Raw genomic sequence first — 16,426 nt, 5'->3', positions numbered from 1 at the left:
AGGGTGCCGGTCCCGGGTGCCGGCCACCGGCCGCGACCGGGCGACCAGGGGTTGGCGGCGTGCTGGAACTGCAGGAACTGCGACGGGTCTTCGGCGACGTCGTCGCCCTCGACGGGCTGTCGTTCGACGTGCGTCGGGGGGAGCTGTGCGGCTTCCTCGGCCCCAACGGCGCCGGCAAGACCACCGCCATGCGGGCCGTGCTCGGCGTGACCCGGCTCGACGGCGGCGAGGTGCGCTGGGACGGCGTCCCGATCACCGCCGACGTGCGGGCCGGCACCGGCTACCTGCCCGAGGAACGCGGCCTGTACGCCAAGATGCCGATCGGTGAGCAGCTGGTGTACTTCGCCCGCCTGCACGGTCTCGACCGGACCACGGCCAACGCCCGGGTCGAGGTGCTGCTCGAGCGGCTCGGGCTGGCCGAGCGGATCGGCGATGCGACCGAGGCGCTGAGCCTCGGCAACCAGCAGCGGGTGCAGTTCGCCGCCGCGCTGGTGCACGAACCGGAACTGCTGGTGCTCGACGAGCCGTTCAGCGGGCTGGACCCGCTGGCCGTCGACATGATGTCGGCGCTGCTGCGCGAGCAGGCCGAACGTGGTGCGGCGGTGGTGTTCTCGTCCCACCAGCTCGACCTCGTCGAGGACCTGTGCAGCACGGTCGCGATCGTCAACGGCGGCCGCACGGTCCTGCACGGGGACGTGGCCGAGCTCAAGAGTCGTGGGCCGACGCGGTTGCGTGTGGTCGTCGACGGGCCGGAGCGGTGGATCGCGAGCATCCCGCCCGAGGCGCGGGTCGTGGCCCGCGACGGCGACGAGTTCACGCTCGTGCTCGACGACGACGTCGACCCGGTCGGTGTGCTCCAGCACGCCCGCCAGAGCGGTCCGGTGGTCCGCATGAGCCTCGAGCAGCCACGTCTGTCCGAGCTGTTCCGCGACGCGGTGGGAGAGCCGGTCTGATGCGCACCCGACAGATCCTGCTCGTCGCCGGTCGGGAGATCCGCCAGCGCCTGCGCTCCAAGGCGTTCGTCGGCACGACGGTGCTGATCGCGGTGGTCGTGTTCGCCGGGGCGCTGTTCGTCCTCGCGGGCGACGAGCTGTTCGGCGGCGGCGACGATGCGCCCGCTGTCGGCGCGGTCGCGACCGGGCCGACCCTCGAGGTCGCCGTGGTCGGTGAGCTCCCCGAGACCGCCCGCACGGCCCTCGACGCCCGTCTCGGCCAGCCGCCCGACTACCGGGACGTCGCCGACGAGGCGGCGGCACGCGAGGCGGTCGCCGAGGGGGCCGACTTCGCCATCCTCGACGGTGGTCGGCGACTGCTCGCTCCTCCCGCCGAGGGTCCCTTCGTCCCTCCCGTCCCACCCGGGGTGTCCGAGGCGCTCGGGGTCGCGACCGCGCTCGACGACGCGGGCGCCGACGCCGACGAGGTGGGGGTGGCCCTGCGGGCGGCGCCCGTCCAGGTCGACATCGTGGAGACCGGTGCGGGCGTCGACGCGGACACGGCGGCGGCCCGCTTCGGCGTCGCCTACGTCGGCTCGTTCTTCCTGTACCTGGCGCTGATCTTCTTCGCGCAGATGGTGGCGACCGGGGTCATCGAGGAGAAGGGCTCCCGGGTCGTCGAGCTGATGCTGCCGACCGTGCCGCCGCGGCAGCTGCTGGGCGGCAAGCTGATCGGGCTCGGGGTCGTCGGCACGCTCCAGATCATCGTGATTCTCGCGCCGGCACTGCTGCTGGTGCTGCTGCGCGATCCGGGACTGTTGCCGCCGGGGGTCGGCGCTGCGGTGGTCTCGGTGATCGTGTTCTTCGTGCTCGGCTTCGCCCTCTACGCCGGCGTGACCGGGGGGCTCGCGGCCCTGGCGTCCCGGGTCGAGGACCTGCAGGCCGTCGTCATGCCGCTGTGGGCGATCATCATCTTCGCGTTCTTCCTGGCCTTCCCGGCGCTCAACGCCCCTGAGAGCACGATCGCGGTGGTCGCGACCTACGTGCCGTTCTCGGCGCCGTTCGTGGTGCCGGTGCGCCTGGCGCTGGTCGAGCTGCCGCTGTGGGAGGCCGCGCTGTCGGGCCTGATCGTGGCGGTGACGGCCGTGCTGCTCACGCTGTTCGCCGCGCGGCTCTACGAGGGATCGATCCTGCGCAGCGGCGGGCGCGTCGGGTACCGCACCGCCTGGCGCGGCGCCCGCGACTGACCGCGTCCGGCGCCCTCGGATGCCGTCAGCGGCCGGGGAAGTCGGGGGTGCGACGTTCGCGGCCGGCGGCGAGGCCCTCGCGCAGGTCGTCGGTGCCGTAGCTGACCGCCTGGCAGGCTGCCTCGCGGGCCAGGGCGGTGTCGAGGTCGGCGTCGGCGGTGGTGGCCAGCGTCCGCTTGAGCTGACGCACCGTGACCGGGGACGCGGCGGCGATCTCGCCGGCCAGCGCGAGCGCGCGCGGCAGGACGTCCCCGGCGGGCACCGCCTCGAGCGCCAGGCCCTGCGCCGCGGCCTCGGCGCCACGCACGAGCCGGCCGGTGTAGAGCCACTCGGCGGCGCGCTGGTGGCCGAGGATGCGGGCGAGCAGCCACGAGCCACCCATGCCCGGGTGTAGGCCCAGGCGGGAGAAGTTGAGGCCGACCTTGGCGTCCTCGGCGACGATGCGCAGGTCACAGGCGAGTGCGACACACAGCCCGGCACCGACGGCGTGGCCGTTGATCGCGGCCACGACCGGGACGGGCAGGTCGCGCACGCTGAGGAACCGGCCGTAGAAGGCGCGCATGTGGCCGGTGGCGTCGTAGCCCTCCTCGCGGGTGCGGCGGGCGAGGTCCTCGAGCATGTCGAGGTCACCGCCGGCCGAGAAGGCCGGAGGTGTGCCGGTGAGCACCACGGCGCGCAGCCCGGCGTCGTCGCGCAGTTCGGCCGTGGCGTCGCGCAGCGCGTCGCCCATGTCGACGGTCATGGCGTTGCGACGCTCGGGGTCGTCGAGCGTGAGCACGACGATCCCGTCGTCGTGCCGGTCGAGGCCTACGGACACGGGCGTCGCTCCTCTCGTGGGTCGGCGGTCGGACTCTAGGCAGCGCGTCCGCACCTTCCTGGATGGACATCCGGCCGGGCGGACCGGTAGGCTTGTCGACGAGCAACGGCGCTCCCGACACGACGGGGCGCCGTTTTTTCGTGCCTCCGGCGGCGACCATCTCGCGTGGCGCCGCCACTCGACGTCGGCCTGCTGGTTCCTGCCGTTCGTGCGCGCGTCGATCGACGCCGCGCCTTGAGTCGAAGGCCTTCCCGTGACCTCCGTCGACCTCCCTCCGCCCGACCACGCCTCGCCGGCGGCGCGTCGCGCCGCCCGCGCCACCGCGTTCGACCCGCGTGGTGAACGCGACGCCTGCGGGATCGGGTTCGTGGCGCACGTCGACGGTCGACCGCGGCGCAGCATCGTCGCCAAGGCGCTGCAGGGCCTGTACGGCGTCGAGCACCGCGGAGCGGTGGCCGCCGACGGGCTGTCCGGGGACGGTGCCGGCATCCTGACGCAGATCCCGCGCGACCTCGTCGCCACCTGGGCGGCGGAGCTCGGCGCGGCCGACGTCCCCGCCGAGGCGCTCGGGGTCGCGTTCCTGTTCCTCACGCCCGGCACGACGTCCGAGGCCGAGCAGGACCGGGCGACCGCCCGTGGCGCCTTCGAGAAGGCCTGCGCCGCCGAGGGCGTGCGCTTCGTCGGCTGGCGCGAGGTGCCCTCGGACCCGTCGGTCATCGGCGAGATGGCCGCCGCCGTGCAGCCGGCTCTCGAGCAGGCGCTGTTCGTGCGCCCCGACGGCGAGGACGGCCCCGTCGACGACCGCCAGGCCGAACGGGTCGCCTACCGCCTGCGCCGCCGGGCCCGCAAGAACTGCGAGGCCGCCGGGGCACGCTTCTACGCCGCCTCGTGCTCGTTCGTCACCGTGACCTACAAGGGCATGGCCAACGCCGACCAGCTCGGCACCTTCTACCCGGACCTCGACGACGAGCGCTTCACCAGCGCGCTCGCGATCTTCCACTCCAGGTTCTCGACCAACACCACCCCGAGCTGGGAGCGGGCGCAGCCGTTCCGGATGCTGTGCCACAACGGCGAGATCAACACCATCGCCGGCAACGGCAACCTGATGCGCGCCCGTGAGGGACAGCTCGTCGAGGGGTCGCTCTCGGTCGACGGCAGCGACTGGGTCGAGCCCTCGCTGCTCGTCCCGGTGGTCGACGACGACCAGTCCGACTCCGCCAAGCTCGACCAGGGACTCGAACTGCTGGTCCGCGGCGGTCGTGACGTCCGCCACGCCCAGGCGATGCTGGTCCCGCAGGTGTGGGAGGGCGCCCGTGACCTCGACCCGAACGTCCGCGACTTCTACCGCTACCACGCCGGCCTGGTCGAGCCGTGGGACGGCCCGGCCGGACTGATCTTCACCGACGGGCGTCGCGTCGGTGCGACGCTCGACCGCAACGGCCTGCGCCCGCTGCGCTACCACGTGTGCGAGGACGGCACCGTCGTCGCCTCCTCCGAGGTCGGCGCGGTGCCCACCAGCACGCCGTCCGCCGAGCACGGCACCATCCGTCGGGAACGCCTCGGCCCCGGCCAGATGCTGTGCGTCGACCCCGACGAGGGCGGCCTGCAGGAGGACCTCGAGATCAAGCTGCAGCTCGCCCGGCGCCAGCCGTACGGCGAGTGGCTGCACCAGCACCTGCAGCCGGTGCGGGCGGGCCTGCCGGTCGAGAGCGCGCCGGCGGACCTGCAACGACGCCAGCTCGCGTTCGGGTTCACCAAGGAGGAGGTCATCTCGATCCTGCGGCCGATGGCGACGCAGGGCAAGGAGACGATCTCCTCGATGGGGGACGACACCCCGATCGAGCCGCTCAGCCAGGTGCGCCGGCCCGTCTCGCACTACCTCAAGCAACGCTTCGCCCAGGTCACCAACCCACCCATCGACCACTACCGCGAGTCGCAGGTGATGAGCCTGCGGACCCTGCTCGGGCCGCGCGAACCGATCCTGACCGAGCGTCCCGAGGCGGCGCGGCTGCTCGAGCTCGGGTCGTTCTTCCTGTACCCGGAGGGCCTGCAGCGTCTCGTGCTCGACCCCGAGATCCCGTTCGCGGTGATGGCGGTCGACGCGACCTTCCCCGTTGCCGACGGCCCGGCCGGGCTGCGTGATGCGCTCGACCGCCTCGGCCGGGAGGCCGCCGCCCACGTACGCGCCGGTGCCGGCATCGTCGTCGTCTCCGACGCCGGGGTCGACGAGGACCACTGCCGCGTGCCGATCCTGCTCGCCGTCGGTGCCGTGCACCAGCACCTGCTCGACGAAGGTCTGCGCACGCGTACCTCGATCGTCGCCGAGACCGACGAGGCCCGCGAGACCCACGACGCCGCGACGCTGCTGGGCTACGGCGCCGACGCGATCGTGCCGCGGCTGGTGCTGCAGACCATCGCCGACCTCGCCGACGAGGGCCGCATCGGTGGCGACAGCCCGACCGCCAACGTCGCCCAGGAGCGCTACCGCAACGCCGTCGAGGACGGCGTGCTCAAGATCATGTCCAAGATGGGCATCTCCGTCCTCGACAGCTACCGCAGCGCCCAGATCTTCGAGGCGCTCGGGCTCGGACCCGACGTCGTCGAACGCTGTTTCACCGGCACCGTGTCGACGCTCGGTGGCCTGACGCTCGACGACCTCGCCGAGGACGTCCTGGCCCAGCACGCCGAGGCGTTCGCCGCCGCCGACGACGCCCTGCCCGACCTGCCCAGCCCCGGCATCATCAAGTGGCGCAAGGGCGGCGAGTACCACGACATGAACAAGCCGGTCATCGACGCGCTGCACGACACGCTCGGGCTCGGCCGCCGTCCCAGGACCGACCCGTTCGCCCTCGACGCCCCCGACGACCTGCTGCCCGGCTCCGACGTCGACCAGGTCGACGGTCGCACCGCCCAGCTGTTGCGGGCGGCGTCCGAACAGGGGCGTTACGACCTCTACCAGGTGTTCTCCGAGACCGTGCGATCGCGGCCGGTCGCCTACCCACGCGACTTCCTGCGTCCGCGGGCGACCGGTGGCGCCGTCCCCCTCGACGAAGTCGAGCCGGCGTCCGCCATCGCCCGCCGGTTCTCGACCGGAGCGATGTCGCACGGTGCGCTGTCGGCCGAGGCTCACGAGACGTTGGCGGCCGCACTCAACCTGATCGGCGGTCGGGCCAACTCCGGTGAGGGCGGCGAGGACCCGGCCCGCTTCGCCACCCGCGGCAGCGAGCGCGACCTCGACTGCCGCATCAAGCAGGTCGCCTCCGGACGCTTCGGCGTGACGCCGGCCTACCTCGCCAACGCCGAGCTGCTCCAGATCAAGATGGCGCAGGGCTCCAAGCCCGGCGAGGGCGGCCAGATCCCCGGCCACAAGGTGACCGACGAGATCGCCCGGCTGCGGCACACCACGCCCGGCGTGACGCTGATCAGCCCGCCGCCGCACCACGACATCTACTCGATCGAGGACCTCGCACAGCTGATCTTCGACCTCAAGCAGGTCAACCCGCAGGCGCAGGTCGACGTCAAGCTGGTGGCCGCAGCTGGCATCGGCACCATCGCCGCCGGCGTGGTCAAGGCACTGGCCGACTCGATCCACATCTCCGGCAACGACGGCGGCACCGGCGCCTCGCCGCTGTCCTCGATCCAGCACGCCGGCATGCCGTGGGAACTCGGGCTGGCCGAGGTCCAGCGCACCCTGCGCGAGAACGGGCTGCGCGGGCGGGTGAGGCTCCGCGTCGACGGCGGGTTCAAGACCGGCCACGACATCCTCAAGGCCGCGCTGCTCGGCGCCGACGAGTACTCGTTCGGCACCGCCGCACTGTTCGCCGAGGGCTGCATCATGGCCCGCGCCTGCCACCGCGACACCTGCCCGGTCGGCATCGCCACCCAGCGCCGCGACCTGCGCGACAAGTTCGTCGGCACGCCCGAGATGGTCGCCGGCTACCTGCTGATGGTCGCCGAGGAGGTCCGCCACCTGCTCGCCGAGCTCGGGCTGCGCAGCCTCGACGACGCGGTCGGCCGGGTCGACCTGCTCGAACCCCGCGATGACCTCGAGGGCCGTGCGGCCCGGCTCGACGTCACCCCGCTGCTCGTCGAGCCCGGCATCGGCGCCCGCTCGTTCGTCTCGCGCGAGCCGATCCAGGACCCGCGCAGCGAACTCGGTGACCGGGCGTTCGACGACGCGCTCGAGACGGTGTTCCTCGGCGGCATCACCGAGTTCACCTACGACATCGCCAATGCCGACCGCACCGTCGGTGCCCGTATCGGTGGCGCCATCGGGCTCGAGTTCGGCGACGCCGAGCCGCACGGGCTCGCCCGGTTGCGGTTCACCGGCTCGGCCGGACAGTCCTTCGGGGCCTTCGTCAGCCGCGGCGTCGAGCTCGTCCTCGACGGCGAGGCCAACGACTACGTCGGCAAGGGGCTCGGGGGCGGGCGGCTGGTGATCCGGGCCCCGCACGACGACGCGGGCGACCCGGTGCTGGTCGGCAACACCGTCCTGTACGGCGCCACCAGCGGTGAGCTGTTCGTCGCCGGACGCGCCGGCGAACGCTTCGCCGTGCGCAACTCTGGCGCCACGGCGGTCGTCGAGGGCACCGGAGACCACGCCTGCGAGTACATGACCGGCGGCACCGTCGTCGTGCTCGGCCCGACCGGACAGAACGTGGGCGCCGGCATGAGCGGCGGCGAGTGCTACGTGCTCGACACGACCGGCGACCTGCTCGCGCACGTCAACCGGCAGCTGGTCGAGGCCCACCGTCCCAACGGTGGACAGCTCGCCCAGGTCCGGGAGCTCGTCGAACGCCACGCCACCCTCACCGGCTCGGTCAACGCCCAGCGTCTGCTGACCGACTGGGACCAGGCCGCCACCAAGCTGTGGCGGATCGCCCCGAAGACCGAGATGGAGCGGGTCGCCTCCGTCGAGCCCGGCGGCGCCGCCAACGTGGACTGAATTCGCTCCACCCCCATCGGCCGCGAGCGGCCTCGTTCCCCCTACCAGGGGGAACCGGGGTGGAGATCCGGCTCCCCCCCATCGGCCGCGAGGCCGGCCCCGCAGACGTGGGGCCGGCCTCGCGGGTCGAGCGGTGGTCAGGCCGCCCGACGGGCGACGACGGCGACCGGCTCGTCGGCGACACGCGCCGCCAGGCGGACCAGTCGGGACGCCACGACGGCACGCACCCGAGAAGGTGGCCGTGGCCGTCGAGGATGCGCGCTGCGGGCCTCGGCGGCGCGCAGGTCCTCGCGGATCCGCAGGTCGGCTTCGGTGTGGGTCAGTCCGGGATGCAACATCAGCGACGTCCTTGCACGGTGGTAGGGATGGTGGGGCAGGGGCATCGCCCGCCGAAGGGCAGACGAGGCAGGGGCATCGCCCGCCGAAGGGCAGACGAGGCAGCGGTCGGAGGCGTTGCCTCGGACCCTGACATCGGTCGAGGACGCCTCCGGACCGGTTCTCGACGCCAGCGACAACGAAGAACGCCGGCGGGGAGACCGCCGGCGCTGCGCTGGGGGAGTGCTGCCTACACTCCGTACCGAGCAGACACGGCGGGACGCACGGCGGCGCCACCGATCAGACCGAGGTCATCACCACACTTCGTCATCGGGGCACCTCCTTCGCTCGGTCTCGCTCGTGCACTCGGGGCCGCGGCTGCCGCAGGAACGCGGTTCACGGCCGAGAAGCACCGTAAACGGCGGGGAGGCGGCCGACAAGGACGTCGGCGCCGACGCGAGCCGCTCGTGCGTTGCCCGCCCCGAGGCGGCCGAGCGGCGGGTGGTCGCCGACCGCACCCGGCGCCGTGCCGGCTGGCCTGCGCGCCGGGGCCCACCACTAGGCTCTGGCGGCGGTCAGAAGGTCCTGCTGCCCCGGTCGCCGAAGGGAACCCGTGCCCCGCCGATCGCTCGCGTCCTCGCTGCGCCGTGCCCGCCGCGGCAGCGCCGTCCTCGTCGTCGCGCTGCTGCTGTCTGTCTCGTCGACCCAGGTCGGCGCGCAGACGTTGGAGGAACTGCAGCAGCGTCGGAGCGAGGCGGCGGCCGCCCGCGCCGCGGTCGAGTCGCGCCTCGCCGATGCCGCCCAGCAGCTCGACGCGTTGCAGGTGCGCGTCGCCGAGCTCGAGATCGAGCGTGACGGCCTGCAGCGTGAGGCCGACGCGCTGGCGGACGAGCTCACCGAGCTCGAGGCGCTGATCGCGCTGCGGGTCCGCGAGTCGTACATGCACGGCTCGACCCTCGAGCCACTGGCGATCTTCCTGGCCAGCGACGATCCGAACGCGGCGCTGTCACGCGCCGAGACGGTGCACCGGCTCGTGGCCGGGGACCGTTCCCGCACCCAGGTGCTCGGCGCGACCCGCACCAGCCTCGAGGCCGTGCGCACCCGGCTCGACGAGCGCACCCGGGAGCTCGCCGACGCCGAGGCCCGCCAGCAGCAGGTGGCCGCGCAGCTGACCGCGGACCTCGAGGAGGCCCAGCGGCTGGAGGCGCAACTGACCGCGCAGGAGCGCGCCGAACGCGAGCGGCTGGAACGCGAGCGCCGGGAACGCGAAGAGCGCGAACGCCGCGAACGCGAGGCGCGGGAGCGTGAGGCTCGCGAACGTGAGGCCGCCGCCGAGCGCGAGCGCAGCCGTGCGGCACCGGCCGTCGACGTGCCGACCGGGGATGGTTCGCACGACGCGGGCGCGAGCGGTGACGGCGGTGCGGCAGGCAGGTCGACCGGTGGTGGTGCGACCACCGGTACCTCCGGCGGCGGCTCGTCGGGTGCCATGGCGTGCCCGTTGGACCACCCGCGGCACTTCACCGACACCTGGGGTGCGCCGCGCTCGGGTGGTCGTGCCCACCGCGGTACCGACATCCTCGGCCCGTACGGGATCCCGGTGCGCGCCATCGTGGACGGCACCTGGTCGATCCGCTCGCCCGGCCCCAGCGCCGGGCTCTGGGCGATCCTGCACGGCGACGACGGCAACCACTACTGGTACCTGCACCTGCAGCGCCACACCGTCACCAACGGCGCGCGGGTCACCGCCGGTCAGCAGGTCGCGACCAACGGTGACACCGGCAACGCCCGCGGGACGCCGCACATCCACTTCGAGCTGCACCCGGGCGGGGGCGCGGCCGTCAACCCCTTCCCGACCCTGCGGCGGGCCTGCGGCTGACCGAGAAGTCCGCCAGCGCCGAGGTGCGTCGTTCGGCCGGCTGCAGCGCTCGGCGCTCGAAGCGGTCGAGCACACGTGACCAGGGATTGCCCGGCAGGTCCTCAGGGATCGCGGCCACCGCCGCCGCCTGCTCGCTGATGCGCACGGGGCGGATGCCCGCGGCCCGCAGCAGGCGGTCGATGGCCCCACCCGTCGCTGAGAGGTCGCTCAGGCGCGCGCCGATCCGGGATCCGCGCAGGATCGGCGGGGAGGTGGCAGGCTGTCGACCGCGACCCGCGTCGGGAGCCGACGGGTCGCGGTGGGAGGACGAGATGACCGAGACCGCCGCACGTCATCGGGTGCAACTGTCCAACGCCGTCATCCGCTTCGCGGGTGACTCGGGCGACGGGATGCAACTGACCGGGGACCGCTTCACGACCCAGTCCGCGCTGGCCGGCAACGACCTCGCGACCCTGCCCGACTTCCCCGCCGAGATCCGGGCGCCGGCCGGGACGCTGGCGGGGGTGAGTTCGTTCCAGTTGCACTTCTCCGACAAGGACATCCACACGCCCGGTGACCGACCGGACGTGCTGGTCGCGATGAACCCGGCCGCGCTGCTCAAGCACCTCGAGGCGCTCAAGCCCGGCGGCACCCTGATCGTCAACGCCGACGCGTTCGAGAAGCGCAACCTGGCCAAGGCCGGCTACGACACCAATCCGCTCGAGGACGGGTCGGTGACCGACTACCAGGTCCACGAGGTGGCGCTGACGGATCTGACGCTGCGCGCCCTGCAAGGGCAGGTCGAGGCGGGTGAGCTCAACAAGAAGGAGGCCGAGCGCTGCAAGAACATGTTCGCGCTCGGCCTGGTGTCGTGGATGTTCCACCGTCCGCTCGACGACACCGAGACGTGGCTGACGACCAAGTTCGCCAAGCGCCCGGAGCTCGCACGGGCCAACGTCGCGGCGCTGCACGCCGGACGCAACTACGGCGAGACCACCGAGGCCTTCACCTTCACCTACGAGGTCAAGGCGGCCAAGCTCACGCCCGGCCGCTACCGCAACATCACCGGCAACCAGGCGCTGGCCTACGGGCTGGTCGCCGCCAGCGTCCGCTCGGGCCTGCCGCTCTTCTACGGTTCGTACCCGATCACGCCCGCCTCGGACATCCTGCACGAGCTGTCGCGGCAGAAGCACTTCGGGGTGTCGACCTTCCAGGCCGAGGACGAGATCGCCGCCATCGGCTCGGTGATCGGCGCGGCGTTCGGCGGTGCGCTGGCGGTCACCGCCTCCAGCGGTCCGGGCATCGCGCTCAAGTCCGAGGCGATGGGGCTGGCCCTGGCGACCGAGCTGCCGCTGGTGGTCGTCGACGTGCAGCGCGGCGGACCGTCGACCGGCCTGCCGACCAAGACCGAGCAGTCCGACCTGTTGCAGGTGCTCTACGGGCGCAACGGCGAGGCCCCGATGCCCGTCGTGGCCGCGACCTCGCCGGCGGACTGCTTCGACGCGGCCATCGAGGCCTGCCGGATCGCGCTCACCTACCGCACGCCGGTCGTGTTGCTCTCCGACGGCTACCTGGCCAACTCCGCCGAACCGTGGCGGCTGCCGGAGGTCGACGACCTGCCCGACCTGCGGGTCGAGTTCACGACCGAGCCCAACGGCGAGGACGGCACGTTCCTGCCCTACCTGCGCGACCCGGACACGCTGGCGCGGCCGTGGGCCGTACCGGGCACGCCGGGGCTGCAGCACCGCATCGGCGGACTCGAGAAGGAGGACGTCACCGGCCACATCAGCTACGAGGCCGACAACCACCAGCGCATGACCGACCTGCGGGCGGCGAAGGTGGCCAAGGTCGCCGACGCGTTGCCGCCGACGCCGGTCGAGGACCCCGACGGTGCCGCACGCGTGCTGGTGGTCGGCTGGGGCTCGACCGACGGGCCGTTGCGCGCCGCCTGCCACGAGCTGCGTGGGCGCGGCCGCGCGGTCGCGCGTATCCACCTGCGCCACCTCGCGCCGTTGCCGCGCGACCTCGACGAACTGCTGCGCCGCTACGACCGGGTGGTGTGCGCGGAGAACAACAGTGGGCAGCTCGCGATGCTCCTGCGGGCCCGGACGCTGGTCGACGTCCAGCCCTACACCCGGGTGACCGGGCAGCCGTTCTCGTCGGCGGAGCTGATGGAGGCGATCACGACACTGGGGTTCGGGACGGGACAGGCGGCCACCACGGCCACCACGGACAACGGGGAGGTCGGACGATGACGGGCAATGGTGAGGGCACGTTGACCAGGAAGGACTTCGCCTCGGACCGGGAGGTGCGCTGGTGTCCCGGCTGCGGGGACTACGCCATCCTCGCCACCGTCCAGGGGTTGCTGCCCGACCTCGGCGCGCGTCCGGAGTCGACGGTGTTCGTGTCCGGGATCGGCTGCTCGTCACGGTTCCCGTACTACATGGACACCTACGGCATCCACTCCATCCACGGCCGCGCCCCGGCCATCGCCACCGGCCTGGCCATCACGCGGCCCGACCTGGACGTGTGGGTGGTCACCGGCGACGGCGACGCGTTGTCGATCGGGGGCAACCATCTCGTGCACGCCCTGCGCCGGAACGTCGACATCACGATCCTGATGTTCAACAACGAGATCTACGGGCTCACCAAGGGCCAGTACTCGCCGACGTCACCGCTCGGGATCGTGAAGAAGTCGACGCCGATGGGCTCGATCGACCGGCCGGTGAACCCGGTGGCGCTGGCGCTGGGTGCCGAGGCGACCTTCGTCGCCCGCAGCATCGACACCGACCGGCAGCACCTGACCGAGGTCCTGACGGCCGCCCATCGCCACCGCGGTGCCTCGTTCGTCGAGATCTACCAGAACTGCAACGTCTTCAACGACGGGGCCTTCGCGGCGCTCAAGGACCGGGACACCAAGGCGCACAACCAGATCCGCCTGACCGCCGGACAGCCGATCACGTTCGGGCCCGACGGGGAGCACGCGGTGGTCGCGCGCGGTGACGGCTCGATGAAGATCGTGCCGAGGACCGACGCCGGTGAGCGCGTGGTCGTCCACGACCCGCACAAGCGGGAGCCGACCACGGCGTTCGCGTTGGCCCGACTGGCCCACAACCCGACCGGGCCGACGCCGATCGGCGTCTTCCGGGACGTCGAGGCACCGGTGTACGACGAGCTGCTGCGCGAGCAACTCGACGCCGCTCGCGAACGACAGGGACCCGGGGAGCTGCGGGCGTTGCTCGAGGGCGGCAACGTCTGGGACGTCATCGGCTGACTCGTCCGAGGCGACCTCGGCGGGCCGCGGCGCCGCGGCTGAGGCGCCTTGGCGTCGCGGGGGCGCGGTCGGCCGGCTTGGTCGCGCCGTGGGGGATCTGCCAGGCTGCTCCATCGCGGGTCGACGACGAGGAGCGTGTGCCGGTGGGAGTCGAGGGCATCGAGGTCGAGCCGGTGACGCGGTGGCTGGCCGAGCGCGCGTCGGTCACACCGCCGCTCGACTTCGCCGTCGTCCAGGGGGGCCGTTCCAACCTCACCTACACGGTCACCGACGCCGACGGCAGACGGCTGATCCTGCGGCGTCCGCCGCTGCACGGGGTGCTCCAGTCGGCCCACGACATGGGCCGCGAGCACCGCATCGTGTCGGCCCTGGCCGATGCCGACGTGCCGGTGCCGCCGACGGTCGGTCACGAGGACGACCCGTCGGTGACCGGGGCACCCTTCTACGTGATGGAGTTCGTGGACGGCGTGGTGGTGCGCGACGCCGAGACGGCCCGCACGCGTCTGGACGCCGACAGCCGCCGGAAGGCGTCGGAGGACCTCGTCGACGTGCTGGTGCGGTTGCACGAGGTGGACGTCGACGCGGTCGGGCTCGGCGACCTCGCCCGGCGCGAGGACTACCTGGCGCGGCAGCTCAAGCGCTGGCACGGCCAGCTCCAGCAGGGCGCGACCCGCGAGCTGCCGGTGCTCGAGGACGTGCACGCCCGCCTGTCGGCCGACATCCCGGCTCAGGGGCCGGCCACGATCGTCCACGGCGACTACCGGCTCGACAACCTGATCCTCGACCCGGCCACCGGACACGTGCAGGCGGTGCTCGACTGGGAGTTGACCACCCTCGGTGACCCGCTCGCCGACCTCGGACTGTTGCAGGTCTACTGGGGCGAGGCGGGCGACGACGTCCTGCCCCTGCTCGACTCGCCGACCGTGGTGGACGGGTTCCTGACCCGCGAGCAGGTGGCGACCCGCTACGCCGAGCGCTCGGGTCGCGACGTCGGCGAGCTCGACTACTACGTCGCTTTCGGCTACTGGAAGCTGGCCTGCATCCTCGAGGGCGTGTACAGCCGCTACGCGTCGGGCGCCTACGGTGAGACCGACGACAGCTTCGAGGCGTTCGGGCAGATGGTGCTCGCACTCGGCGAGCGCGCCGCACAGACGGCGGCCAGGGCCGGCCGATGAGTGCCCAGCGTGGTCTGCTGCTCGACTACGGCGGCGTGCTCACACCGCCGGTCGGGCAGTCGTTCGCGGTCTTCGAGGCCGAGCACGGCATCCCGCCCGGCCAGACCTTCGAGTTGCTGGTGGCGGCCTCGCGCGATGCCGACGGCGGGCTCATCGGCTCGGTCGAGCGGGGCGAGCTCAGCGTCGAGGACTTCGACGGCCGCCTGCGGCAACTCCTCTACGACGCCGGTCACGACCTGGTCGACGGTGCACTGGTCGAGCGGATGTTCGCCGGTCTGCGACCTGCGGGCGAGTTGTGGGACGTGGCCAGGCGGGCGCGGGCCGCCGGGGTGCGGGTCGGGCTGCTGTCGAACTCGTGGGGCACGGCGATGTACCCGCGGGCGCTGGTCGACGAGCACTTCGAGGTGCAGGTCATCTCCGGGGAGGTCGGGATGCGCAAGCCCGAGCCCGGCATCTACGCGTTGGCGCTCGATCGGCTCGGGATCCCCGCCGGGCGGGTCGCGTTCGTCGACGACCTGGCCTTCAACCTGCGACCGGCCGAGACGCTGGGCATGCGCGCGATCCACCACGTCGACGACGACACCACCATCGCCGCGCTCGAGGAGCACCTCGGGATGCCGCTGCGCTGACGTTCCCCACCGCGCGGCCGCACGACGCGTGCAGGGACGCCCGCCGGTGCAGCTAGGGTGGGACGCATGGCGATCACCGAACCTGCAGAAGAGCGACTCGCGCTGTTCATCGACCACGAGAACGTGGCGATCGGAGCACGCGACATCGGCTACCGATTCGACCCCGCGCCCCTGATGGAGGCGCTCGCGGAACGCGGCAAGCTGCTGGTCCGCAAGGCGTACGCGGACTGGAACCTGTTCTCCGAGGACCGCCGCGGCATGGTGGACAGCAACGTCGAGCTCCTCGAGATCCCGCAGCGGTCGGACTCGGTGCGCAAGAACGCGGCCGACATCCAGATGGCCGTGGACGCGCTCGAGCTGGCGTTCACCCGCGACTTCGTGTCGACGTTCGTGATCGTCTCCGGCGACTCGGACTTCACCCCGCTGGTGAGCAAGCTGCGCGAGCTCAACAAGCGTGTCATCGGCGTCGGGCTGAAGGGCTCGACCTCGGCGATGCTCCCGCCGGCCTGCGACGAGTTCCTGTTCTACGACCGGCTCGAGGGCGCGCCGCGGCGCACGCCGGGCAGTGCCCCGGCCGGCCGGGCGAAGAAGAAGGGCGGGACCAAGAAGTCGAGTGGCAAGGCGACCACCACCCCGGCGCCGGCGAGCGAACCCAAGGCCGAGATGACGCCCGACGACGCCGGTCAGGCGGACAAGCCGGCCAAGGCGTCGAGCCAGAAGCAGGACCTGCGCAAGCTCGAGCGGCTCATCGCGCGCACCCTGTCGGGGATCCAGTCCTCGGCCGACGGCGCCGTGCAGGCCTCCAACCTCAAGCGGGCACTGCTGCGCAAGGACCCGACGTTCAACGAGCAGGACTACGGCTTCCGCGGGTTCCGCGAGCTGCTGCGCCACCTCGAGGAGCAGAAGGTCCTCGTGCTGACGCAGGGGAGCGCCAAGGGCGACCCGGAGGTCGACTTCCCGTCCGCGCCCCGCGACGAGGACGCCGCGTTCCAGTTGCTGCGGACCACCGTCAAGGAGCTGATGGACGAGCTCGGCGGTGACCCGCCGCTGTCCGGGCTCAAGGACCAGCTGCGCAAGCGCCAGCCGGACTTCTCCGAGAAGGACCTCGGCTACTCCGGTTTCCTGCAGTTCTGCAAGGCGGCGGTCAACAAGGACGTCGTCGAGATGGACTGGGAAGAGCCCGACCAGGAGTACTACCTCTACGTCGAGGACGACGCGCCGGCGTCCTGACCGTCCT

11 protein-coding genes are annotated in these 16,426 nt (G+C 72.5%); 9 read left to right on the top strand and 2 right to left on the bottom strand.

The annotated features are described in order from the left end of the window. Positions 1-59: 59 nt before the first annotated feature. Entirely contained in the window at positions 60-953 is an 894-nt protein-coding gene (locus ELR47_RS11885; protein WP_205745226.1) for an ABC transporter ATP-binding protein, read from the top strand. Continuing rightward, positions 953-2,179: an ABC transporter permease gene (locus ELR47_RS11880; RefSeq protein ID WP_130650088.1), complete on the top strand. Its 1,227-nt coding sequence runs from the start codon at positions 953-955 to the stop codon at positions 2,177-2,179. The genes ELR47_RS11885 and ELR47_RS11880 overlap by 1 nt, the downstream gene beginning before the upstream one ends. 25 nt (positions 2,180-2,204) lie before the next feature. Here the strand turns inward: ELR47_RS11880 and ELR47_RS11875 are convergent, their stop codons facing one another. Next, positions 2,205-2,996, bottom strand: a complete 792-nt coding sequence (locus ELR47_RS11875) for an enoyl-CoA hydratase/isomerase family protein (RefSeq protein ID WP_130650087.1) — start codon at positions 2,994-2,996, stop codon at positions 2,205-2,207. 253 nt (positions 2,997-3,249) lie between these two features. Between ELR47_RS11875 and ELR47_RS11870 the strand changes: the two genes are divergently transcribed. Further along, positions 3,250-7,941 carry a glutamate synthase-related protein gene (locus ELR47_RS11870; RefSeq protein WP_130650086.1) on the top strand — a complete coding sequence of 1,564 codons (4,692 nt, stop codon included), beginning with the start codon at positions 3,250-3,252 and terminating at the stop codon, positions 7,939-7,941. 137 nt (positions 7,942-8,078) lie between these two features. Here the strand turns inward: ELR47_RS11870 and ELR47_RS11865 are convergent, their stop codons facing one another. Then, on the bottom strand, positions 8,079-8,279 hold the full coding sequence (locus ELR47_RS11865; protein ID WP_130650085.1) for a hypothetical protein: 201 nt from the start codon (positions 8,277-8,279) through the stop codon (positions 8,079-8,081). 590 nt (positions 8,280-8,869) lie between these two features. Between ELR47_RS11865 and ELR47_RS11860 the strand changes: the two genes are divergently transcribed. From ELR47_RS11860 to ELR47_RS11835, 6 genes are all read left to right on the top strand, one after another. Further along, the gene (locus tag ELR47_RS11860; RefSeq protein ID WP_130650084.1) at positions 8,870-10,132 is read left to right on the top strand and encodes a murein hydrolase activator EnvC family protein; all 1,263 of its coding nucleotides are present in this window, start codon (positions 8,870-8,872) and stop codon (positions 10,130-10,132) included. Positions 10,133-10,443: 311 nt separating this feature from the next. Further along, complete coding sequence (locus ELR47_RS11855) at positions 10,444-12,366, top strand: 2-oxoacid:acceptor oxidoreductase subunit alpha (protein WP_130650083.1); 1,923 nt, start codon at positions 10,444-10,446, stop codon at positions 12,364-12,366. Further along, on the top strand, positions 12,363-13,385 hold the full coding sequence (locus tag ELR47_RS11850; protein ID WP_130650082.1) for a 2-oxoacid:ferredoxin oxidoreductase subunit beta: 1,023 nt from the start codon (positions 12,363-12,365) through the stop codon (positions 13,383-13,385). The genes ELR47_RS11855 and ELR47_RS11850 overlap by 4 nt, the downstream gene beginning before the upstream one ends. A gap of 143 nt (positions 13,386-13,528) precedes the next feature. After that, positions 13,529-14,560, top strand: a complete 1,032-nt coding sequence (locus ELR47_RS11845; RefSeq protein ID WP_165404031.1) for a phosphotransferase family protein — start codon at positions 13,529-13,531, stop codon at positions 14,558-14,560. Beyond that, positions 14,557-15,189: an HAD-IA family hydrolase gene (locus tag ELR47_RS11840; RefSeq protein ID WP_130650080.1), complete on the top strand. Its 633-nt coding sequence runs from the start codon at positions 14,557-14,559 to the stop codon at positions 15,187-15,189. Before ELR47_RS11845 ends, ELR47_RS11840 begins: the two co-directional genes overlap by 4 nt. A 66-nt stretch (positions 15,190-15,255) precedes the next feature. Further along, complete coding sequence (locus ELR47_RS11835; RefSeq protein WP_130650079.1) at positions 15,256-16,419, top strand: NYN domain-containing protein; 1,164 nt, start codon at positions 15,256-15,258, stop codon at positions 16,417-16,419. Positions 16,420-16,426: the final 7 nt, after the last annotated feature.

The sequence above is a fragment of the Egicoccus halophilus genome (genome assembly GCF_004300825.1).
Taxonomy (GTDB): Bacteria; Actinomycetota; Nitriliruptoria; order Nitriliruptorales; family Nitriliruptoraceae; genus Egicoccus; species Egicoccus halophilus.
The sequence above is the reverse complement of the archived record's forward strand: the minus strand, read 5'-3'. Positions and strand labels throughout refer to the sequence as shown.